We start from the raw sequence: 22222 nt of genomic DNA on the forward strand, positions 1-22222 counted from the left end.
CTCGACCCGGCCGCCGTTCTCGCATCGCCCGTCGCTCCGGATCATCCCGGCCGAGCGATATCGAACCGACTTGATCACGATCATTGCCCCGACCGGAAGCGGCGCAGTAAGCTGACGACACTTTCCCACTCCAACGGATCTCTTTGCGTTGACCCAAGACCAGCAGTCCGACAACCGCATCGTGTCCCTGACACTCGAACCCAACGACCCCATGCGTCTGGCCAATCTCTGTGGCCAGCGCGATGAGCACCTGAAGCTCGTCGAAGCGCGCATGGGCGTGACCCTGCGCAATCGCGGCAACGTCTTTCAGCTCGCAGGCCCGGATGCCGGCGTCAAGGCGGCGGCGAACGTGCTCGAGCATCTCTATCGCGAGACCGAAGCCGACGAGCTGACGCCGGACACGGTCCACCTCTACCTGCAGGAATCGGGCATCGAGGCGATGGAGGAGGAGACCGGCGATATCGAAGCCGGCGGCCTGCTGATTCGCACGCCGCGGACGCTGATCAAGCCGCGCGGCTTCAACCAGCAGGGTTATGTCGCCAGCATTCGCCGCCACGACATCAATTTCGGCATCGGCCCGGCAGGCACCGGCAAGACCTATCTCGCGGTGGCAGCGGCGGTCGAAGCGCTGAACCGCCAGGAAGTGAGGCGCATCCTGCTGGTACGCCCGGCCGTCGAGGCCGGCGAGAAGCTCGGCTTCCTGCCCGGCGACCTGGCCCAGAAGATCGATCCCTATCTGCGCCCGCTCTACGACGCCCTCTACGAGATGCTGGGCTTCGAGCACGTCAACAAGCTGATCGAGCGCCAGATCATCGAAATCGCGCCGCTGGCCTACATGCGCGGACGCACGCTCAACAACGCCTTCATCATCCTCGACGAGAGCCAGAACACCACGCGCGAGCAGATGAAGATGTTCCTGACGCGCATCGGCTTCGGCTCGACCGCCGTCATCACCGGCGACGCGACGCAGGTCGATCTGCCGCGTGGTTCGAGCTCGGGGCTGATCCACGTCCTCGAGGTGCTGCGCGATACCGCCGGTATCGGCATCACCCAGTTCGCGCCCAAGGACGTCGTCCGCCATCCGCTGGTGCAGCGGATCATCGAGGCCTACGACATCCACGAGGCGACGGAGGAAGCGGCCCAGCGACAGCGTCGCGAGGATCGCCGCCAGGCGCGTCTCGATGCCGAGACCCAGCGGGATCACGACGACTCATGACCCTCGAGATCGACCGCCAGGTCGCCGTCGGCGACGAGGCCGAAACCGAATTGCCCGAGGCGGCCGACCTCGAGCTCTGGATGACGGCAGTGCTCGAGCACGAGGCGGATTCGCGCAGCGAATTGACCGTCCGCTTCGTCGAATGCGACGAGAGCCGGCAGCTCAATCACGCCTACCGAGGGAAGGATAGCCCGACCAACGTGCTCTCCTTCCCGTTCGAAGCCCCTCCCGGGATCGAGCTCCCGCTGCTCGGCGATCTGGTCATCTGCCACGAGATCGTGGTGCGTGAAGCGCGGGAACAGGGCAAGTCAACCCATGACCACTACGCCCATCTGGTAATACATGGCGGCTTGCATTTGCTCGGCTATGACCATATAGATGACGAGGAAGCCGAGCGAATGGAGGCGCTGGAGCGTGCGCTACTCGCCCGGTTCGGCATTGCGGACCCCTATCGCGACACCGATCCGATACCCGATGCCTAGATTTCGACACCCAACTCCGACACTCAGTGCCATGCCGACACCGACGAGATCTTCCTGCCCTCACTGGGAACGATCAAGCGAGACCCCGGCCCCGACGGCCGAACAGCCTGACGAGCCTCCGCCTGGCCGCCTCCGGATTGCGGACGGCCCCCTCTGGATATCGATCATCGATTCGACGCCTCCCGTCATCGGGTGCGCGCGTGCCGTGGCGTCGTCATCACCCAGCCGGACACCCCGGAGCGATATCACTTCCCCCTTCCGTGCGTCATCCGAGGACAAGAGACCACAGTCATGAGCGAAGACCGATCGAGTAGCCAGGGCAGTCGATCCTGGCTTGAAAAACTCATCAGTACCTTCTCCAGCGATTTCGATGAACCCAGCTCCCGCGAGGAGCTACTCACCTTCCTGCGCGAGGCCGGCCCCCGGCTCAACCTGGATCAGGATGCACTGACCATCATCGAGGGCGCCTTTCAGATCAGCGACCAGCAGGTGCGGGAGGTGATGATTCCTCGCTCCCAGGTGACCGCCATCAGCGTGGCGCAGCGACCGGAAGACTGCCTGCCGGTCATCCTGGAAACCGCGCACTCTCGCTATCCGGTGACCGATGACAATCTCGACGACGTGCTCGGGATCCTGCTGGTCAAGGACCTGCTGCCGTTGCTCAAGGGCAACAGCCAGGAACGCGAAGCCTTCGAGCTGCGCGACGTGCTGCGCCCGGCGATGTTCGTACCGGAGTCCAAGCGGCTCAACAGCCTGCTCAAGGAGTTCCGCGATACCCACAACCACATGGCGATCGTGGTCGACGAGTACGGCGGGACCGCCGGCATCGTCACCATCGAGGACATCCTCGAGCAGATCGTCGGCGATATCGAGGACGAGCACGATACCGATGAAGAGGAAGACATCCGCGACATGGGCGACGGTACCTTCGCCGTGCGCGCGTTGACGCCGATCGAGGACTTCAACGACCACTTCGATACCGAGTTCTCCGATGATGAGTTCGATACCGTCGGCGGGCTGATCATGCAGCGTTTCGGCCATCTCCCCGGCCGCAACGAGCACACCGACCTCGGCGCGTGGCGGTTTACCGTTCTCAATGCCGACAACCGTCGCATCCGGCTGCTGCAAGCCAAGCCGGTGCCGGCCGAGGTCGAGAGTGAGCCCTCGCGCCAGATCGAGAGCTGATCGATCCCGCCTTCGCGGGTCGCAACCAGCTGGCGCATTTGAGCGGCAACTTTGATATAAGGGGCACTTTTCACAAGGAGTGCCCCTGACATGCTGCAAGCCAAGCCGTTGATTTCCGCCCGCCGCCCGTGGCCTGGCTATCTCGCTGCACTGGTCGCCGGCGGGTTCTCGACGCTCTCCTTCGCGCCCTTCCATCTGTGGTGGCTGGGGCCGATCGCGGTGGCCCTGATGTACCTCGGCCAGCATCGCCTGAGCGTCGGCCAGGCGGCACTTCGCGGCTGGCTGTTCGGCGTCGGGCTATTCGGCACCGGCACTTCCTGGGTCTATGTCTCGATCCATGACTACGGCTACACCGGCGTGCCCCTGGCGCTGTTTTTGACGGCGCTGTTCGTCGCCACGCTGGCGCTGTTCCACGCCTTCGTCTTCGGCCTCTACCGCCGCTTCACCGCGCCTCGACTCGCCTTTCTCAGCTTCGCCGGCGTCTGGGTGCTGGGGGAAGCCTTTCGCAGTTGGGCCTTCACCGGCTTTCCCTGGCTGCTGCTGGGCAGTGCCCAGGTCGACTCCCCCTTGGCGCCGTGGGCGCCTGTCGGCGGCGTCTACCTGCTGTCGTTGATCGTCGCCCTGACGGGAACGCTGCTGGTCGAGTTCTGCCGTCGGCGCTGGTGGGCGATCGCCCCCATCGCCCTGCTCTGGCTGGCCCCGCTGGCGCTGCCCGGCCAGTGGACCGCGCCGGCGGCGGATCCGCTGCGGGTGGCGCTGCTGCAGGGCAATCTACCCCAGCTTTCCAAATGGAGCGCCGAAGGACAGCGCAACGCCGTCAACACCTATACCCGCATGACCCGCCAGCAACCCGACGATGTCGACATCATCGTCTGGCCCGAGACCGCGCTGCCGATGTTCGAGCGCCAGGCCCGTCTGTTCATGGCACGCCTGCAGTCGACGCTGCCACCGCAGACCTCGCTGCTCACGGGTATCGTTCAGCGTGACGAGGCCGGGCGCTACTACAATGCGATTACCGGCGTCGGCGATGTCCGCGGCGAGTATCGCAAGAGCCATCTGGTGCCGTTCGGCGAATTCCTGCCGCTGGATTTCCTGCTTCGCGGGATCATCGACTTCTTCGACCTGCCGATGTCGGACTTCGCGGCGGGTGCCGACTCCCAGCCGCCGATCCTGACCCATGGCGTCGCCATCGGCAGCGCCATCTGCTACGAAATCGTCTACCCGGACCTGGTCGCCGAGCGAGCGCGAGATGCCAACGTCCTGCTGACGGTCTCCAACGATACCTGGTTCGGCCGCTCGATCGGGCCGTTGCAGCACCTGCAGATGGCACGCCTGCGAGCGCTCGAGAACGGTCGCTACGTCGTCCGCGCCACCAGCAACGGCGTCACCGCGATCATCGACGATCAGGGCCATCTGCGGGAGCGCGCGCCGCAGTTCGAGGCTGCCAGCGTCGTCGGCGAGATCGTCCCGATGACCGGACTGACGCCGTTCACGCGCACCGGTAGCTGGCCGACCTGGCTACTCTCGCTGCTGCTGCTGGCACCGGCGCTGGTCTGGAGGACCCGCCAGCCATCTTGAGACGATCCGTCGGCGAGGCCGCCACCCACGGGATTCCCCTCGAATCCGGCGGGTGGCGGCGTCGTCTTTTCGACACGATCCCCCGCACCAGCCACTCCGCGCTTCCCTCTTCCCTTTTCCCTCATCCCTCTTTTCTCTTCCCCCCTACATTCGCTTCCGCTTTTCCAATATGCGACGCACGTTTATCGATTGGTTCCGAGCCGAGGCTTGCCACTTGCCTCCGGCAGACCGATAGCGTTGGATGGAGGTCTTCACTTCCGGTCATCGAGTCCGTCATGACACTGCCACTGGTCTCCCCCGACGATATCCGCAGCGCCTTCTCGCAAGCCATGTCCGACATGTATCGCCAGGAGGTGCCGCAGTATGGCGATTTGCTGGAACTGGTCGCCGACATCAACCGCAAGGCCCTCGAGGCGGACCCGGCGCTGGCCGCCCAGTTGGGTGCCCACGACGAGACCTCTCGCCTGGACGTCGAGCGCCACGGCGCGATTCGGGTGGGCACCGCTGACGAGCTGTCGATGCTCAGGCGCGTCTTCGCACTGATGGGCATGTTCCCGGTGAGCTACTACGATCTGTCGGCGGCCGGCGTACCGGTGCACTCCACGGCATTCCGGCCCATCGACGAGGCGTCGCTCAAGCGCAACCCGTTCCGGGTATTCACCTCGCTGCTGCGCCTGGAACTGATCGAAGAGGACGGGCTGCGCCGTCGGGCCGCCGCGATTCTGGCCGAGCGCGACATCTTCACGCCCGGCGCCAGGGAGCTGGTCGCCATCGGCGAACGCCAGGGCGGTTTCGACCGTGACCAGGCCGAACGCTTCGTCGGCGAAATCCTCGAGACGTTCCGCTGGCATCGCGACGCGACCGTCGATCACGACACCTACCGGGCGCTGCACGACGCGCATCGGCTGGTGGCCGACGTGGTCTGCTTTCGCGGCCCGCACATCAATCACCTCACCCCGCGAACGCTGGATATCGACGCCGCCCAGGCCGCGATGCCGAGCTACGGGATCACGCCCAAGGCGGTCATCGAGGGCCCGCCACGGCGCGAGTGCCCCATCCTGCTGCGCCAGACCAGCTTCAAGGCGCTGGAAGAGCCGGTGCGTTTCGCCGCCAGCGACGAGAATGGCACCCATACCGCCCGCTTCGGCGAGATCGAGCAGCGCGGTGCGGCGCTGACGCCCAAGGGCCGGACGCTCTACGACGAGCTGCTGACCCGTTCGCGGCAGGCACCGACCGCGGCCGACAATACGGCCCATCAGCGTCAGTTGAGCGAGTGCTTCTCGGCGTTTCCCGACGACCTGCAGACGCTGCGACGCGACGACCTCGCCTACTTTCGCTATCGGGTCAGCGATAGCGGCCGCCAGCGACTGGCCGAGGGTGAACCGGTGCCCGCCTCGCTCGACGCCGCCATGGCGGCCGACTGGATCGACGCCACGCCGATCACCTACGAGGATTTCCTGCCGGTGAGCGCTGCCGGCATCTTTCAGTCGAACCTGGGCGATGCACAGCATCAGGCCTATGCCAGCGAATCCAACCAGAGCGCCTTCGAACTGGCGCTGGGCAGGCCGGTCCACGACCAGTTCGAGCTCTATGGCCGGCTGCAGGCGGACTCGCTGGAGCGGGTCCGGCAACAGCTGGGGCTGGAGGCGTGAGGGCCACCGCACAGGAGGCGTCGTGGCCAGAACAGTTCTCGTCGCCTGAATGGCGATAGCCATTCACCGGTCGCCATAGGCTGGGAGCTTCGCTCGAAATCCATGGAGACTGGCAATGGCAACGGTCAACAACAACAATGCGACCGCTTCGGCCTCGACCGACGTCGATCTGGCCACCCTACGCAAGGTGATCGCGGCGTCGGCAATCGGCAATTTCGTCGAGTGGTTCGACTTCGCCGTCTACGGCTTTCTGGCCGTAGTCATCGCGCAGCATTTCTTTCCCCCCGGCGACGACTCACTGGCACTGCTACAGACATTCGCGGTATTCGCGGTATCCTTTGCGCTCCGTCCGCTGGGCGGCATCTTCTTCGGCATGCTCGGCGACAGGATCGGACGCAAGCGTATCCTCTCCGTCACCGTGCTGCTGATGGCCGGCGCCACCACCCTGATCGGGGTGTTGCCGACCTACGCCAGCGTCGGGCTGTTCGCTCCGCTGGCGCTGGCGCTGGCCCGCTGCGTTCAGGGCTTCTCCGCCGGCGGCGAATATGCCGGCGCCTGCGCCTTCGTGATGGAGCACGCGCCGCGCACCCGCAAGGCCCGCTACGGCAGCTTCGTGCCGGTCTCGACCTTTCTCGCTTTCGCTACCGCGGCGGCGCTCACCTACGCCATCAGTGCCCTGCTGTCCGAGCAGGCCCTCAACGCCTGGGGCTGGCGCGTCCCCTTTCTGATCGCGGCGCCGCTGGGGCTGGTGGGACTCTACATGCGCCTGCGCCTGGATGAATCCCCCGCCTTCCAGGCCCTGAAAGCCCATCATGCCGTGCCGCAGGCACCGCTGAAGGAGACCGTCCGCACCCACGGCGCCACCATCGTCAGCCTCAGCGCCTTCATCTCGGTGACGGCGCTGTCGTTCTACATGTTCACGACCTACTTCACGACCTACATGCAGGTGGTCGGTGACGCCTCCCGCACCGTCGCACTGCTGGCCAGCCTCGTCGCGCTGCTGTTTGCCGCGGCGCTGTGTCCGTTCGTCGGGCGCTACGCCGATCGGGTCGGACGCCGCAGGACGATCCTGACCGCCGGGGCGTGCCTTATTGGCGCGGTCTTCCCCGCCTACACCCTGGCCGGCAGTGGCGAATGGTGGGCGTCGCTGATCGGGGCGATGCTGATGGCGGTGGGCGCGGTGATCTGCGGCGTGGTCACGGCGGTGCTGCTGTCGGAGCAGTTCCCGACGCGCGTTCGATATACCGCCTCGGCGCTCTGCTACAACGTCTCCTACACGATCTTCGGCGGTACCGCGCCGCTGGTGGCAACCTGGTTGATCGAGCGCACCGGCAACAACCTGTCGCCCGCGTTCTATCTCATCGCGATTACGCTACTGGCGATGTGGGGCGGGCTGCGCCTGCCGGAATCCTCGCACCGGGCGCTGGACGCCGACGAGGCCGAGTGGCAGCGAACCTCCAAGCCGGACGCGCAACCCGCCCTCTAGACCTCTCGCTCGCAAAGCGCGCGCTCACGGCTGGCGGGCATAGACTCTTGCCCGCCAGTCGGCCACTTCGTAATCCGTGTCGAAGTGGCAGCCTCCATCGTAGACACTGGCTTCCCGCGTCTCGCAATAGCGGGCGATCGCCTCCGGGGTGGGCTTGCGGTCGCGCTCTACCCAGCGGTCCAGCGCCTCTAGTGCGGCGGCGTACTGCGGCGTCGAGAGCTTGCTATGCACCGCTTCGTCGGTGTAGATCTGGACCAGGCTGTCGGCGGTCCCGCTAGCCTCGCGTGCCCGCCGATAGAGCCACTCGTTCTCCACGAAGATGATCGGATCGTCGATCGCGTGCATGGTCACCGTGGGAATATCGGTCATCCCGGTGAGCCCGGCATCCTCGCCCAGCTTCTCGACCGCCCGGGCATCCTCGTCGAACCGTGAGATTCCCGCGTTGAGCGCATCGTCGTTGCTGGAGCCGCGGTAGCGCACGCCGCGGTTCGAAAACGGGCTTGCCCCGTCGAGCCGCTGCTCGACCATGTCCTGGAACAGGAACGTCGACCAGCGCATGTGCGCCTTCAGCGTGCTCGGCGGGATCCGCACGACATCGACGATATTGTTCAGCGTCTGCTGCTGGACGAGGGTACGCTGCTCGGCCGGCAACCCGGCGCCGGTGCATGCGTCGACTCGGGCATTGAGCGCCTCCGGGGTCATGTCGCTGCCTTCCGGCAACCCCTCCCACAGGGGATATTGGCGTTCTCCGGGATAGGGATGATTGGCGCAGTAGTACTGGTAGACCGCCCGCAGGTCGGCGCGGAACTGGTAGGCCTGGGTGCCGCCGCCCAGCACGCCGCTGGTCAGCAACGCCCCATCGTAACGGTGCCGGCCCGTCTCATCCGTACCGTAGAGCTCCATCGCCTTGGCGGCGACGTTGCCTCCCCAGGACTGCCCATGGAGGTAGATGCGATCGGGCTGACCGAAGCGCTCGACGAAAAGCTGGCGCAGGTAATCGGTATCCTCGGCCGCCATTCGAACGCCGTAGCCACCCCGCCGGTAGCTGGAGCCGGCCCAGGCGTAACCCTCCCTGACCATCACGTCGTACTGGCGTAGATCGATATCGAGCGGATCGTCGGGTCGAGGCGCGTTGGGTCGCGGACCGCCGTGGCTATGGAGCACCAGCTTGTGGTTCCAGCGGTCGGGGATCGCGATCCAGTAATAGGCGCCATGGGTATCCTGGCCGGTAAAGCAGCGCGTCGCCTCGGGCAGCCAGCCAGGACAGCCGGCGCTCGCCATGGACTCGGCGTCCCGGGCCAGCACATCGGCCTGCAAGGGGCCGCAAGACCCGGCCAGCAGGCCTGCGGTCAGCAGGCCCCGCTGCCACTTGAGTAGTGACTTCGGCACGATCCGGCCTCTCGTCGATTTCAGCGTGGAATGCCGTTACGACTCATGCCGATGCCGAATGTTCCCCGGCCCCTCCGGTTTCGCGCCAGCCGTGCGGCAATGCCCCTTCCCTTACGGCTGCCCCTGATCGGGACCGGGCTGGACGGCCACCGAATCACGCTGGAAGTAGCGGTGGCCACAGGCGTGACAGGCATCCAGCCGTGACACCTGGTCGAGCAGGACCACCGCGCCACAGTGGACGCAGCTCATGCGCCCCGGCAGCGCCACCTCGCCGGCCGTGTAGTCGGCCCGGGCCGCCTCGAGGTCGTCGTCGAAGCGCTCCCGGTCGATGGTGGTGCGATCGGCGATCGAGAACAGCGCCTCGCTGACCCGGCGCGACAACACGTCGAGATCGATGCCCAGCCAGGTGGCGACACCTTCGCCGCCCTTGGCGAGGAACTGGCGGAAGTCGCGCATGTCGCGCTCGACCCAGGCCCGAAGCAGCGCCATCTCGTCCTTGGTGAACTCCTCGAATTCGGACTCGAACGCCACCGCCTCGTCGAGCTCGTGCTGGAAGCTCTCCCAGGAGAGCTCCCCTCCACCATCCTTGAGGCGAGTCAGAATACGTTCGTAGGCCTCACTGAGACGCGAACGCGACTCGGGTCTTGGCTGTTGCTCATCCATGGCTATCCCCTTCTCTGGCGTTGGCGGAATTCGATGTCGGTCGAACGCCGTGCTGCGTACTGTAGAACCTCGTTGCAAGCGCCTCGCCCCCAGACCCTACCTGCAACAGCGGGTCTGGGGTATGCTTGTGGGCCTGAAAAATCAAGCCGGCCCCGCGCTTTTCGTCTGCGATGAGTATAGCTTTTCGCGGGGACTCTGGCGCTCCCACACGCCGAACGCAAGGTGCCTGACCGAACCGATGGACGCACAGTACAACCCGCAAGCGATCGAAAACGCCGCCCAGCAATACTGGAACCAGCATCAGAGCTTCAAGGCCGTCGAGGATTCGGCGCGTGAGAAGTTCTACTGCCTGTCGATGTTCCCTTATCCCAGCGGCAAGCTACACATGGGCCATGTGCGCAACTACACCATCGGCGACGTGGTGACCCGCTTCCAGCGCATGCAGGGCAAGAACGTGCTGCAGCCGATGGGCTGGGACGCTTTCGGCATGCCCGCCGAGAATGCGGCGATCAAGAACCGCGTCGCGCCGGGCAAGTGGACCTACGAGAACATCGACTACATGCGCGGCCAGCTCAAGGCGCTCGGCTTCGCCTACGACTGGAACCGCGAGTTCGCCACCTGCGACGTCGACTACTACCGCTGGGAGCAGTGGTTCTTCGCCAAGCTGGTGGAGAAAGGCGTGGTCTACAAGAAGATGTCCACGGTCAACTGGGATCCGGTCGACCAGACCGTGCTCGCCAACGAGCAGGTGATCGACGGCCGCGGCTGGCGCTCCGGCGCTCGGGTCGAGCGCAAGGAGATCCCGCTGTGGTTCTTGAAGATCACCGACTACGCCGATGAACTGCTGGCCGATCTCGACGAGGTCGAGTGGCCCGAGCAGGTCAAGACCATGCAGCGCAACTGGATCGGCAGATCCCGCGGCGTCGAGCTCTCCTTCGACGTCGCCGGCCTCGATCAGCACCTCGATGTCTACACCACACGCCCCGACACCCTGTTTGGTGTGACCTACGTCGCCGTCGCCGCCGGCCACCCGCTGGCCAAGCTGGCCGCCGAGGGCGATCCGGCCATGGCCGAGTTCCTGCTCGAGTGCCAGCAGGGCGGCAACTCCGAAGCCGAGCTGGCGACCATGGAGAAACGTGGTCGCGACACCGGTTTCCAGGCCATCCATCCGCTGACCGGGCGCCGAGTGCCGATCTTCGTCGCCAACTTCGTGCTGATGGAGTACGGCACCGGCGCCGTCATGGCCGTGCCCGCCCACGACCAGCGCGACTGGGAGTTCGCTACCAAGTACACGCTGCCGATCGAGCCCGTCATCGCCGACGCCGAAGGACAGGCACCGGATCTTTCCGCCGCCGCCTTCGTCGAGCACGGCAACCTGATCAACTCCGGCGAGTTCGATGGGCTCGACTTCGAAGCCGCGTTCGATGCCATCGCGGCCAGGCTGGAATCGCTGGGCCGTGGCAAGACCAAGATCAACTACCGCCTGCGCGACTGGGGCGTCGCCCGTCAGCGCTACTGGGGCGCGCCGATTCCGGTCAAGTATGGCCCCGAGGGGCAGACCGTGCCGCTGACCGACGACGAATTGCCGGTGGCACTGCCGCTGGAAGTCGAAGTCGACGCCTCCGGCTCGCCGCTGAAGAAGATGCCGGCATTCTACGACCTCGGGGACGGCTGGACGCGGGAAACCGATACCTTCGACACCTTCATGGAGTCGTCCTGGTACTACGCCCGCTTCTGCTGCGCCGACAACCCGGAAGCGATGCTCGACAAGCGTGCCGACTACTGGCTGCCGGTGGATCTCTACATCGGCGGTATCGAACACGCGATCCTGCACCTGCTCTACGCCCGCTTCTTCCACAAGCTGATGCGCGACGAGGGGCTGGTCCACAGCGACGAGCCGTTCCAGCGTCTGCTGACCCAGGGGATGGTGATCGCCGAGACCTTCTATCGCGACACTGCGAATGGCGGCAAGGAGTGGTTCAACCCGGCCGACGTCGAGGTCGAGCGTGACGACAAGGGCCGGCCGCTGCGCGCTCGCCTCGGCAGTGACGGCGAGCCGGTGGAGATGGGCGGCATCGAGAAGATGTCCAAGTCGAAGAACAACGGGGTCGATCCGCAGGCGATGATCGACCGTTTCGGCGCCGACACCGTGCGCCTGTTCATGATGTTCGCCGCCCCACCGGAACAATCCCTGGAGTGGTCGGATTCCGGCGTCGAGGGGGCGCATCGTTTCCTCAAGCGGCTGTGGAAACTGGTCGCCGATCACGTCGCGACCGGCACGCCGGAGCCGCTGGAAACCGCCAAGCTGAACGACACCCAGAAGGACCTGCGTCGCAAGACCCACGAGACCATCGCCAAGGCCGGGGATGACATCGGCCGCCGGACCACCTTCAATACCGCCATCGCCGCGGTGATGGAGCTGACCAACGCGCTGGGGCGTTTCGACGACACCTCGCCGCAGGGTCTCGCCGTCACCCGCGAAGCCGTCGAAGCCTGCGTATTGCTGCTGGCGCCGATCGCACCGCATGCCTGTCATGCCTTGTGGCTGTCACTGGGGCACCAGGAGCCGGTCATCGACGCGGCCTGGCCGGCGGTGGACGCGGACGCCCTGGTCAAGGCCAGCGTGGAGCTGGTGGTGCAGGTCAACGGCAAGCTCCGGGCGCGTCTCGAGGTGCCTGCCGACGCCGACAAGGATAGCGTGGAGTCCATGGCCCTGGCCGAGGAGAACGTCCAGCGTCATATCGAAGGCAAGACCGTACGCAAGGTGATCGTCGTCCCCGGTAAACTGGTCAATATCGTTGCCAACTGAAGTGTCGCCGGCCGCTATCCCGATAGCGTCGGCTGCCCCTCGGGGCGGCACTGGACCCTACCCGGCACTGCGAAGGCAGTGCCGCCATGTAAACAGGAGCTTTTCATGATGCGTCGCACCGCTCTGGCCGGCCTGATGGCCGTATCGCTGACCGTACTGGCCGGCTGCGGCTTCCAGCTCCGAGGACTGCATCAGCCGGCCCTGGACATCCCGGAGCTGAGCCTCAGCGCCAACATCTCCCCGTTCAGCGAGGAAGTTCGCCGCTCGCTCGAGAGCGCTGGCACGCGGGTTGTCGAGAATGCCGACCTGCGCCTCAACCTCGGCGACGAGCGGATCGGCGAGAATCGACTGACGCGATCCGATTCCGGCAGCCGGGAGACCTCGATCACCCTGACCGCCCCGTTCTCGGTACAGCGCGTCTCGGACAGCGCCTATCTGCTCAATCAGCAGCAGCTCGAAGTGTCGACGACGGTACTGCTCTCCACCGATGACATCTATTCAGGGGAGGAGGCGCGCACCGACGCCATCGAACGGTTGCGACGCGATGCGGCCACTCAGTTGATCGATCGGCTGGACGCACTCGAGACACCATGAAGGTCTTTCCCGACAAGCTGGAAGAGTCGCTCAACAAGCGCCTGCCGCCGGTGGTGGTGATCGCCGGAGACGAACCGCTGATACACCTCGAGGCGTGCGATACCGTCCGCCGGGTCGCCCGCGAGCGAGGCGTCGAGGAGCGGGAAGTCATGCACGTCGAGTCCGGCTTTCAGTGGACGCAGTTGCTGGAGTCCGCATCCAGTCTCTCGCTGTTCGCCTCGAGCAAGCTGATCGAACTTCGACTCGGAGGACAGTCCCCCGGTCAGGAGGGCGGCAAGGCGCTCGAGGCCTACGCCGAGCAGGCCGGCGACAGCGACAACGTGCTGCTGCTCTCCAGTCAGCGACTCGATCGCAAGGCGCAGTCGAGCAAGTGGTTCAAGACGCTCGACAAGCTGGGGCTTTTCGTTCCGGTGTGGCCGGTGGATCATCAGCGCCTGGGGTTCTGGATGCGCGACCGGGCCAACCGCTACGGTTTCAGCATGGACATGGAGGCGGCCCGCCTGCTCGGCGAGCGCACCGAAGGCAACCTGCTCGCCGCCGACCAGGAGCTGCAGAAACTGGCACTGCTGCTGCCCCCCAATGCCCGTCTCGATGCCGCCGCCATCGCCAACGGGGTGGAGAGTAGCGCGCGTTACGACGTCTTCACGCTTTCCGACGCCTGTCTGAAGGGTGATCGCGACCGAGTCGTGCGGATCGTCCGCGGCCTGCGTCAGGAAGGGGTCGAGGCGCCCGTCATACTATGGGCGTTGACACGAGAGCTGAGAATTCTGCTGTCGATCTTCCAGCACCTGGACCAGGGCCAGAGCCTGGAGCACGCCTGCAAGGCTCAACGACCGATGATTCCCGAGAAGCGCCGTCCCGGCTATCAGCAGGCACTCAAACGGCTGCCGCAACGACGCCTGCACAAACTGCTGCTGTTCTCCCAGCGTATCGACCTGGCCATCAAGGGTGCCATTGCGCTCCCCATCTGGGACTGTCTCCAGGATCTAGCCCTCACCCTGTCCGGCGGTCGCGGCATTCTGGCCGAGATGCCCCACGCCTATCGGTCCGGCTAGCCACCGACAGGCCGGGCGAGTGCCCGGCCTGTCGGTGTCCCGGGGAGCGCGTCAGGCAACACCCACCGTATCCGGGTGGTCGACACCGGCCACGGCGACGTCGTCGCTGAAGACAGACCCTTCGAACTCCATGGTCTGCATCAGGCTCGAATCGTCCCCGCTCGCCATCCTCGTTGCCATGGGAGAAGCGGTCGCCACCGTGTTCTCCGGGGTCAGCGTGAATGACTGCAGGTTCATCGCGCCTCCGTTGAACGTCAGCCGGAGCGTCTGCTCGCCGGCGGCAAGATCCAGTTCGATGCCGTTGTTGGCCTGATAGTTGCTCCATCCTCCGGTATTGGTCACGGCATGGGGGGCGGCACTGGTATAGGTGGCGCCGTCCTGCTCGACGCTGGCCGTGACGGTGCGGCCGTTGGACATCGTGGCAGCCGCGAACGAGAGCTGATAAGTCCCCGCAGCGGCGACGTCGATGGTGTACTCCACCCACTCGCCGTCGGCGATCCAGCCGATCGAATTGCCGTTGTCGCGCAGGTCGACGCCCTCGTTCCTGGCGTTGACACCCAACTGCTCCTCGCTGCTGTCGTGGTAGGCAACCTCGGCGCCGCCATCATCGTAGAGCCCGGCGTTCAAGGTCAGCCCATCCTCGACGGCCCACGGCGTTCCCGACGCGTTGAAGGCAGACTGGGCGGCGGGCGCGAGGCTGAACGACTCCAGGTTCTGTGAGCCACCGTTGAACGTCAGTCGCAGCGTCTGGGTACCGGCTTCCAGCGCCACTTGCTGACTATCGGTCGGGACGAAGGTGTTCCATCCCCCCGTGAAGTCGACGCCGATGGTAGCGACCTCGTAGACGCCGGCGCCGTTGTCGAAGGTGGCCGTGATCGATCGTGCCGCGCCGGTCTGCGCACCCAGTGCCGAGAGGAAAGAGAGGTCGTAGACGCCGGCCTGGTCCACTTCCAGCGTGTATTCGACCCACTCCCCATTCTCGATCCAGCCGATGGCATCGCCATTGCCGCGAATGTCCACCCCGCCTTCGCGGAAATTGGTCCCCATCTGGACCTCGCTGGAATCTTCGTAGGTCAGATGAGGCGCACCCTCGTCGAACAGCGCCGCATCCAGCGTGAGCCCGTCCTGATCGACGGCCCATGGGGTACCGGTCTCGTTGAAGGGGGTTCGGGTTGCCGGCTGAATGCCCTCGATCAGGAAGACGTTGTCGTTATAGTCATAGTTGATCCCGGTGTAATCCATGGCCACGAAATAGGTGTTGGCGATGGCGTTACCGGCGGTGTCGTAGGCCTGGAACACCCGCACGGTGTAGCCACGCTCGATGTCGGCATCCTCCGCCGGCGGCGTGCCGCCACCGGATGGATTGAGCGACGGATCGGTCGAGAGGTTGGCGACCGAGATACCGAAGATGTCGTCGCCGGCCCAGCCATCGGGGATCCGGCCCCGATTGAAAGTCGCCGTCGCGTAGTCGCCATTGGCAACTTGCGGCAGGAACGACTGGCTGTAGAGGCTGTCGTGATTGCTCAGCGCGGTCCGGGCCGACTTGTCGCCAGGCGCGTGCAGCGCCAGCAGCGCCCCGCTGTACCCGTGCAATGCCGCCAGTTGGGTGACCGTTGCCGACTCGACACCGTCGGCGATCTGCCAGTAGCGAGAGAGCACTTCCTGGTCGTTGACGGCCTGGTAGAGATCGAAGTTCTGCAACACCGACTGACCGCCGCCATCCAGCGTCGAGAGTCCATCGATGTGATTGCCGAAACCGAACACTCTCCAGATCTCGTTGAGGTTGGGCTCCCAGCCACCTTCGTCCCGTGCCGCCCAGAAACCGGCCAGCTGTATCTCGGTCACCGGCTGGTCGACGTCGTCCGAGGCAATGGTCATCACGCCTTCGAACACGCCATCGGCAGCATTGCTGGCCGGTGGCGTGTAGGCGGCGCGATTGAAGAGCACGCCCACTTCGACGGATTGTCCCGGTGCCAGTCGGAGATCGTCCAGCGCATCCGCGTCCGCCAGCATGAAGGGACCACTCAGCGTCACGCTGCCGATCGACAGCTCGCCGGTACCGTTGTTGGTGATGATGACCGAGCCACTGTCCTTGTACTCGCGGGGTACCGGGGAAGAACTGGTGGCATCGTTGTCCTCGAGATAGTTGAAGGCGATGCGGTCGCTGAAGAAGGCGGGGTCGGTGCTGACCACACTGATCTCGCCAGCGCCGGCATTGGCCAGCGGCGCGTCGGGCACCTCCAGCGAATCGATGTCGGGCCCGACGCCGTTGGGGGCGATCACCGTGATCGCGTTGCTGCCTTTCGTCAGGCTCATCTCGACGGTCTGATAGACCCAGTCGCTCACCGTCTGGCTCTCCGCGGGGAAGTTGACGGTCGGATAGTTGACGCCATTGACCGTCAATCCCAAGGGACGGTCGGCTTTACCCGTGGTCAGCGAGTATCGGAAAGCCACCTCGTAGATACCGCTCTGGTCGACATCCACGTTCCAGGTGATGCTCTGGTTACCGCTGCCGACGAAGTCCACGAAACCGGAGCCGGATGCATCGCGGTCCGTCTGGGTCTCGGGCACGACGATGGCGCCGCCCTGCAGCACTGCCGTCTCGGCCTCGTAGACCGCGTAACCGGGGGTCGTGTCCTCGATCAGGACTTCCAGTTGATCGATGTTGGGGCCGGTATTGGTGATCGCCTGCAAGCGGACCGAGTTGGCGCCAGCCAGCAGTTCGGCCGGAATGTCCAGCGTCTGCCAGGTATTCCAGGCCGCGTTGCCGCTGACGCCGACCGGCGGTGCGAAGGCGAAGATCCCCACGCTCTCGTCATTGACGAAGACTTCCAGTGGCCGGTTTCCCGTTCCGCCGTTGGCGTAGCGCACCCTGAGCACCGCATCGCCAGCGTCGGCGGCGCTCACATCGACGTCGAAGGTGATGAAATCGGCCGTGGTCGAACCGAAATCGGCGTAGCCGCCCACGGTGCCGTCGCTATAGTCGGTATTGCCGTCCATCCCGAAGGCGCCTGGCCGGATGCCGTAGGGTGGGTTGGTGGGAGTGGGTTCCGGTGTGTCTCCATCACGAATCACGATCTGGGCACCGGCGCCGGAGGCGATGACGGCCAGGGATTCGTCCTCGGCCTGGATGGTGGCAATAGTAGTCAATTCGACATCTCCTTCACCGGGATCAATGATATCGCCAGGCACTGGATCCAGGCGTACGACCTGGCTCTCACCCGTGCTGCGATTGAGGGTCATGAGGTAGAGCTGGCCGGTCAGCGGGTTCTCGATGATATCCAGCGGATCGACATACTTGATGACATTGCCGTTCACGTCCCGTAGCACGTTGTCGCTCGACACGTTGCCGTTCTCATCCAGCGAGATCCATCGAATGTCGTCGCCCCCGGAGTACTCGACGAAGAGCAGACTGCCATCGAGCGTTGCGCCGAACACGTTGCTGGTGTACTCGATCGCCCCGTTGGGCGAGCGATTGGTACCCAAGGAGTAGGCGTCGTCGAGTCGGTAGTTGCTGTCGGGGTTCGTGCCGACGACGTACTCGTCCGTCTCGTTGGGATCGGTGCCAGTGGTCGGGTTACCGCCGTTGAGGATGTACTCATCGTGCAGCGGGTTGGGGTGCCCGTAGTATCCGCCCTGCTCCACGCGGAACAGCCAGTCATCCTCGATACCGACGTTGATCAGCCCCTCGTTGTAGGCGGTCGAGGGATCGTCCGGCGTGGTGCCACCGGCGGCGGAGCCGTTGGTCGGCGCATACAGGTTGCCGTTCGAGTGCCAGACCAGATCGTAGGCATTGCGGATGCCGGTCGCATAGATCTTGAGCACGGCGTCCGAGGCGAACGGATCGTAATAGTCGATCAGTACGTTGCCGTTGGCGTCCTGCATCGTCGCGGTACCGTTCTCGGCAAAGACCAGGAACTGGCCGCCCCCCATATCGATGGGGCCGTTCTTGAGGTCGCCGTCGTCGTCCTCGTAGCGGGTGTTGGAGCCGTCCGTCGGCAGCGGCTCGGTCGACACGTCGAAGCCCCCCGCCGGTGCATCACGATAGGGATCGATCTCGAGTATGCCCGCGTTCAGGAGCCGCTCCGGACGATTTCCCCAAGCGCTGTCATCGCCTCCCATGGCGGTATTGGCCCCTTGCGAGACATACATCAGATAAGGCGGCACGTCGGGGTTGGTCACGGCATCGAACGCCGGATTGGCGTGGAACACCAAGCTGTTGGTGACATGATCCCCGTTGGAGCGCGGCAGTCCGGTGATATAGGTTTCCGCCGAACCGGAGAACGTCGCGTCGGTGTCGTCGATGGTGATCTTGCTGACTCGCCCGCTGAAGTCCGGCACGCCGTTGTCGCGCCCGGTCAGCGGGATGGGATAGTTGTCGGTCACCCACAGCACGTTGGGATCGGTGGGATCGAAGCTCAGGCCGACGATGCCGCGGGCGCCGGCGTCGGTCTGGAAATAGTCCAGCGCCAGGGTCTGTTCGTTGGAGAGCCCGCCGGTGATGGGGTCGACGTCGAATCGCTTGACCTCGCCGCCCAGCGTCGAGACGTAGATCTTGGTGTAGTCGGGAGACATGGTAATGGAGCTGAACAGATAGGCGCCGTCTTCGGCACCGTTCAGTTCGACGTTCGTATCGAAGCCCACTTCGCTGTCCTGGACGACAGGTTCGGCGCCGGTGACGAAGGTCGTGGTGAACTTCTGGAACTCCCTTGTCGGGGCGCTGGGATCCTCGTTGTCGCCGCGATCCTGGAAGCCGTCGATCACCAGCGTGTAGCTGGTGTACTCGTCCAGCGCCTCCACCGGCGAGATGGTCAGCGAGTCGAAGCCGCCAGTCGTGTTGATGTTGAAGGCCACCGCCTCACCGGTCACGGTGTTGAAGAGCTTCACCGAACCGTCATTGAGACTCTCCAGCAGTGCACCGCCGCGCCCTTCCACGACCGAGATACCGATGAAGAAGTCGGAGGTGGGGTCGATACCGACCGGCAGGGTGCCGTCGTCGGCCTGGAGATGAACCTCCACCTGCTGCTGCCCGACTCCAGCCACCGCTCTGGGATCGGTGAAGAAGGCATAGTCCGCCGGGGCTTCACGATCGTCGCCGGGCGTCAGATCCGGCAGGGACTGAATCTCGATGTACTGGATCTCGGTGTTGTCGCTGCCGACGCCGATCGAATCCAGGGTCAGACGGCCATCGGTCACCTGAACGATCCGCGTGACCAGGCTGGAGCGATAACCGTCGCTGTCGTTGGTCGGATCTCCGTCCGCCGGGAAACCGTCCGGTCGCATCGAGGCGAAGGGCGTGTTGAACGCTTCGCCCTCGGCGTTGATGAGGTTGACGCTGTCGTAGGCGCCACCACTGTCGCCGATGGAGATCGTGACCTCGTAGTAACCGTCTTCCAGTTCGATCTCCCAGCCGGCGGCCTGGCTGTATCCGGGTTTGTCGAAGCCGGCATAGGTCGCCTGCAGCGGGTCGACCCCGGGCAGCGTGCCGGCGCGATTGCCGAGGGCATCGGCATCCTGCCCGGCGATCGCCATCGGCGTCGTGCCGTTGGCGGTCCCGTCGGCGATCGATGCCGCGGTTACCCAACCGTACTGAAACGTCTGTCCGTTGACCTGCAAGGCCTGCTGCCCGAAGGCCTGCCCGGTATCGGCGATGTAGCCATCCGGTGTTGCCGCCCCGCTGGGCTGGAAGTTGATCTTGACCTCGAACCGGTCTCCCGGCTCCGGACCCGGATCGCCGCTGTCGGGCAGCGTATGAATCGACAGGTTGTCGATGTTGGGCCCAAGATTGCCGATGTTGGCGAGTCGAACCAGATTGTCGCCCGCACCGAGCTCGATCTGGACCGTGGTCTCCGTCCAGTTCTCCCAGCCCGCGCTACTGAGTCCCGTTGACGGAAAAGCAATGGTGCCCTGCAAATCGCCATCGACCGATAGCGCCATCGGCCTGTCGTTCGCACCGCTTGCCGCGTAGCGAATCGTCAGCAGGTAGGACCCCGCGCTGGCGACATTGACTGTGAAAGATCCTGCATCGCCGGCCTGGCCGCCCATGTCCAGATAACCGGTTCCGGTAAAATCCCCCCAGAGCCGGTCGGCTCCGCCACCAGTCGGCTCGGGGTTGCCGGCATCGCGTACCACGGTATCGGCGGCCGATGAACCGTCGTCGATCGTCAATGCCTCACCTTCGATCGAGAACACCAGTGTGGGATCCGCCGGGAGCGCTTCGACATAGTCGAAGCTGACCTGATCGATATTGGGGCCATTGGCCACGCCACCCTGCGCCACCGACGGCAGCGTCAAGGTCAGCGTGTTCTCTGACTGCGAGAGAGGTACCGATACGCTGACCTCGCTCCAGTTGGACCAGGAACCGGTCGGCGGAAACGACACCAGGGTCGGCTCCGCACCATTGATCGATACCAGCAGCGGCCGATCCCCCGTGCCGCCGTTGACGTAACGAATGGTGGCGTTATAGACGCCGACCTCATCCGGCTCGACATGAAAGGTGACCGCGTCCCCGGCGTCGGTGCCGAAATCGACATAGCCCCCACCCAAGGCCCCCGCTCCCACATTGCCGAGCGCATCGGGGTGCTCGCTATCCACCACTCGTGTCAGGGAGCTGCTGCTGGTGGAGCCACTGTCGACGATGGAAACCCGTTCCGTATCTTCAGCCTGGATGATCAGTGACGCCGGTGCATCGTCCCCGGCTATCGCCGTGAGCGTCAGGCTATCGATATTGGGCCCACCCCCCACCAGGTTCTGCAGGCGGATGACATTGGCCCCGCTCTCCAGACTCAGGGTCAGCGTGGCGTGCTGCCAGTTTTCCCACCCCGCGACGCCCGAGCCGGTGGAGGGAAACGTCAAGTTCCCCTGCGCGACGCCATCGACGAGCACCGACATCGGACGCGAGGCGCCGCTGGCACTGCTGCCGGCATACCGGACATCCAGCTCGTAGGTGCCGGCCGTCTCGACCTGCACCTCGAACTGGGCGGCATCCCCTATCTGTCCCCCCATGTCGAGATAGCCCGGGCCGCTCGACCCGTTCCATAATCCATCGGACCCGGCGGCGGCCGTGGTTTCGGGGTTGGCTGGGTCACGAATCACGGTATCGGCGACCGAAGTGCCATCGTCGGGTATCAGCGACTCACCCTGCAAGGTAAAGACGTTGCCCGACCACCCCTGCTCGTTGACGATCTCGATATCCGTCGACTGCTCGCTACCGGCCAGCAACTGACCGTCGATGTCCTGGGCATCCAGCATCAGATTGGTCAGCCCCCGCTCCAGGTCCGAGGGCAGGAGGAACCGGTAGGGGCTCTCGGTGGCCATCAATTCCAGTGGAGTGCCCGTGGAGTCGGTTATCGTCAGCGAGACGGCCGCGACGTCGCTGGCATCGAAGCTGCTGCTGCCGATGGGCGTCGCCTCGAGCCAGTGGTCCTCGCCAAGGAGAGCGCGAGTCACGGCCGCACCCTGCCCCAACGACTCGACGATAGCTCCGGTCTGGGCATCGATGATGGATAACGTGAACATGTATAGAGCCCCTACGCGTTGTGATGGTGGTTATGTGACGAGCCTCGGATGACCGGAGCTCGCCAGGCGCGTGCAGACACGATGCCGGCGTCCCGTCAATTGACTGACGGGAAGTTCCTGTCGTGGTTGATATGAATAACGAGACTCAGGACCAAAGTCTTATCGGTCGCAAGCTATCGTTTCTCGCTGTCCGCGCAAAGTTGAAACTTCTCAAACTCCGGAAACGAGTTTGACGAGAAAGACGTGGCATTTTCACTGGCGACGGTCTATTTCCAGCGCACTTTCATCGACTTGCCAATTTCTCGCCTGCCGCCCTATAACAATGGAAATTACAAAAATTTTCAACAACCAGAAATATCAGAAAAAGGTATTAAATCCAGACGCCAGCCTGTCATGAAAAATGCGCAGCCCCCGCCGGTTAACATTTCCATTTTTATTGATCCATATTTTAAAGAATACGTGAAAAAGCCAGACAGGAAACCAATAACTAACTGAAACAAATACATAAAACTAGACACAAACGGACCAGAAACCAAATTTAACCGGGAGACGCCGGCCGAGACCGCGCTTGTAAACTTGTTCACAATTTCCGCAT

At 64.4% G+C, this 22222-nt stretch carries 13 protein-coding genes; 10 read left to right on the top strand and 3 right to left on the bottom strand.

Features of this window, described 5'->3' with window-relative positions:
• The first annotated feature begins 211 nt into the window (after positions 1-211).
• The 6 genes from AAGT95_RS18050 (at position 212) to AAGT95_RS18075 (ending at position 7599) form a co-directional block, all read left to right on the top strand.
• Positions 212-1216: a PhoH family protein gene (locus AAGT95_RS18050; protein WP_110709312.1), complete on the top strand. Its 1005-nt coding sequence runs from the start codon at positions 212-214 to the stop codon at positions 1214-1216.
• Positions 1213-1698, top strand: a complete 486-nt coding sequence (gene ybeY, locus AAGT95_RS18055) for an rRNA maturation RNase YbeY (protein ID WP_110708687.1) — start codon at positions 1213-1215, stop codon at positions 1696-1698. Before AAGT95_RS18050 ends, ybeY begins: the two co-directional genes overlap by 4 nt.
• A 291-nt stretch (positions 1699-1989) precedes the next feature.
• Positions 1990-2883 carry an HlyC/CorC family transporter gene (locus tag AAGT95_RS18060; protein ID WP_342594695.1) on the top strand — a complete coding sequence of 298 codons (894 nt, stop codon included), beginning with the start codon at positions 1990-1992 and terminating at the stop codon, positions 2881-2883.
• Positions 2884-2973: 90 nt separating this feature from the next.
• Positions 2974-4461: an apolipoprotein N-acyltransferase gene (gene lnt, locus AAGT95_RS18065; protein ID WP_342594696.1), complete on the top strand. Its 1488-nt coding sequence runs from the start codon at positions 2974-2976 to the stop codon at positions 4459-4461.
• A gap of 275 nt (positions 4462-4736) precedes the next feature.
• Positions 4737-6113 carry a 2-oxoadipate dioxygenase/decarboxylase HglS gene (hglS, locus tag AAGT95_RS18070; RefSeq protein WP_342594697.1) on the top strand — a complete coding sequence of 459 codons (1377 nt, stop codon included), beginning with the start codon at positions 4737-4739 and terminating at the stop codon, positions 6111-6113.
• Positions 6114-6228: 115 nt separating this feature from the next.
• Entirely contained in the window at positions 6229-7599 is a 1371-nt protein-coding gene (locus AAGT95_RS18075) for an MFS transporter (protein WP_110599113.1), read from the top strand.
• 24 nt (positions 7600-7623) lie between these two features.
• On the opposite strand, the gene AAGT95_RS18080 is transcribed toward AAGT95_RS18075, so the two are convergent.
• Both AAGT95_RS18080 and AAGT95_RS18085 read right to left on the bottom strand, forming a co-directional pair.
• Positions 7624-8988 carry a hypothetical protein gene (locus AAGT95_RS18080; RefSeq protein WP_342594698.1) on the bottom strand — a complete coding sequence of 455 codons (1365 nt, stop codon included), beginning with the start codon at positions 8986-8988 and terminating at the stop codon, positions 7624-7626.
• Between the two features lie 111 nt (positions 8989-9099).
• On the bottom strand, positions 9100-9651 hold the full coding sequence (locus AAGT95_RS18085) for a zinc ribbon-containing protein (protein WP_110599108.1): 552 nt from the start codon (positions 9649-9651) through the stop codon (positions 9100-9102).
• 238 nt (positions 9652-9889) lie between these two features.
• On the opposite strand from AAGT95_RS18085, the gene leuS reads away from it, so the two are divergent.
• From leuS to holA, 3 genes are all read left to right on the top strand, one after another.
• The gene (leuS, locus tag AAGT95_RS18090) at positions 9890-12460 is read left to right on the top strand and encodes a leucine--tRNA ligase (RefSeq protein ID WP_342594699.1); all 2571 of its coding nucleotides are present in this window, start codon (positions 9890-9892) and stop codon (positions 12458-12460) included.
• 105 nt (positions 12461-12565) lie between these two features.
• Positions 12566-13054: an LPS assembly lipoprotein LptE gene (gene lptE / locus AAGT95_RS18095; RefSeq protein ID WP_342594700.1), complete on the top strand. Its 489-nt coding sequence runs from the start codon at positions 12566-12568 to the stop codon at positions 13052-13054.
• Entirely contained in the window at positions 13051-14109 is a 1059-nt protein-coding gene (gene holA, locus AAGT95_RS18100; RefSeq protein ID WP_342594701.1) for a DNA polymerase III subunit delta, read from the top strand. The genes lptE and holA overlap by 4 nt, the downstream gene beginning before the upstream one ends.
• 51 nt (positions 14110-14160) lie before the next feature.
• On the opposite strand, the gene AAGT95_RS18105 is transcribed toward holA, so the two are convergent.
• On the bottom strand, positions 14161-21627 hold the full coding sequence (locus AAGT95_RS18105; protein WP_342594702.1) for a carbohydrate-binding protein: 7467 nt from the start codon (positions 21625-21627) through the stop codon (positions 14161-14163).
• A 243-nt stretch (positions 21628-21870) separates the two neighbouring features.
• Between AAGT95_RS18105 and AAGT95_RS18110 the strand changes: the two genes are divergently transcribed.
• On the top strand, positions 21871-22122 hold the full coding sequence (locus tag AAGT95_RS18110; protein WP_342594703.1) for a hypothetical protein: 252 nt from the start codon (positions 21871-21873) through the stop codon (positions 22120-22122).
• Positions 22123-22222 lie beyond the last annotated feature (100 nt).

Source organism: Salinicola lusitanus (genome assembly GCF_038648475.1).
In the GTDB taxonomy this organism is placed as follows: Bacteria; Pseudomonadota; Gammaproteobacteria; order Pseudomonadales; family Halomonadaceae; genus Salinicola; species Salinicola lusitanus.

Coding starts and splice junctions, on each gene's coding strand:
- AAGT95_RS18050 (WP_110709312.1), top strand. CDS start 212: ATGCGTCTGGCCAATCTCTGTGGCCAGCGCGATGAGCACCTGAAGCTC.
- ybeY (WP_110708687.1), top strand. CDS start 1,213: ATGACCCTCGAGATCGACCGCCAGGTCGCCGTCGGCGACGAGGCCGAA.
- AAGT95_RS18060 (WP_342594695.1), top strand. CDS start 1,990: ATGAGCGAAGACCGATCGAGTAGCCAGGGCAGTCGATCCTGGCTTGAA.
- lnt (WP_342594696.1), top strand. CDS start 2,974: ATGCTGCAAGCCAAGCCGTTGATTTCCGCCCGCCGCCCGTGGCCTGGC.
- hglS (WP_342594697.1), top strand. CDS start 4,737: ATGACACTGCCACTGGTCTCCCCCGACGATATCCGCAGCGCCTTCTCG.
- AAGT95_RS18075 (WP_110599113.1), top strand. CDS start 6,229: ATGGCAACGGTCAACAACAACAATGCGACCGCTTCGGCCTCGACCGAC.
- AAGT95_RS18085 (WP_110599108.1), bottom strand. CDS start 9,651: ATGGATGAGCAACAGCCAAGACCCGAGTCGCGTTCGCGTCTCAGTGAG.
- leuS (WP_342594699.1), top strand. CDS start 9,890: ATGGACGCACAGTACAACCCGCAAGCGATCGAAAACGCCGCCCAGCAA.
- lptE (WP_342594700.1), top strand. CDS start 12,566: ATGATGCGTCGCACCGCTCTGGCCGGCCTGATGGCCGTATCGCTGACC.
- holA (WP_342594701.1), top strand. CDS start 13,051: ATGAAGGTCTTTCCCGACAAGCTGGAAGAGTCGCTCAACAAGCGCCTG.
- AAGT95_RS18105 (WP_342594702.1), bottom strand. CDS start 21,627: ATGTTCACGTTATCCATCATCGATGCCCAGACCGGAGCTATCGTCGAG.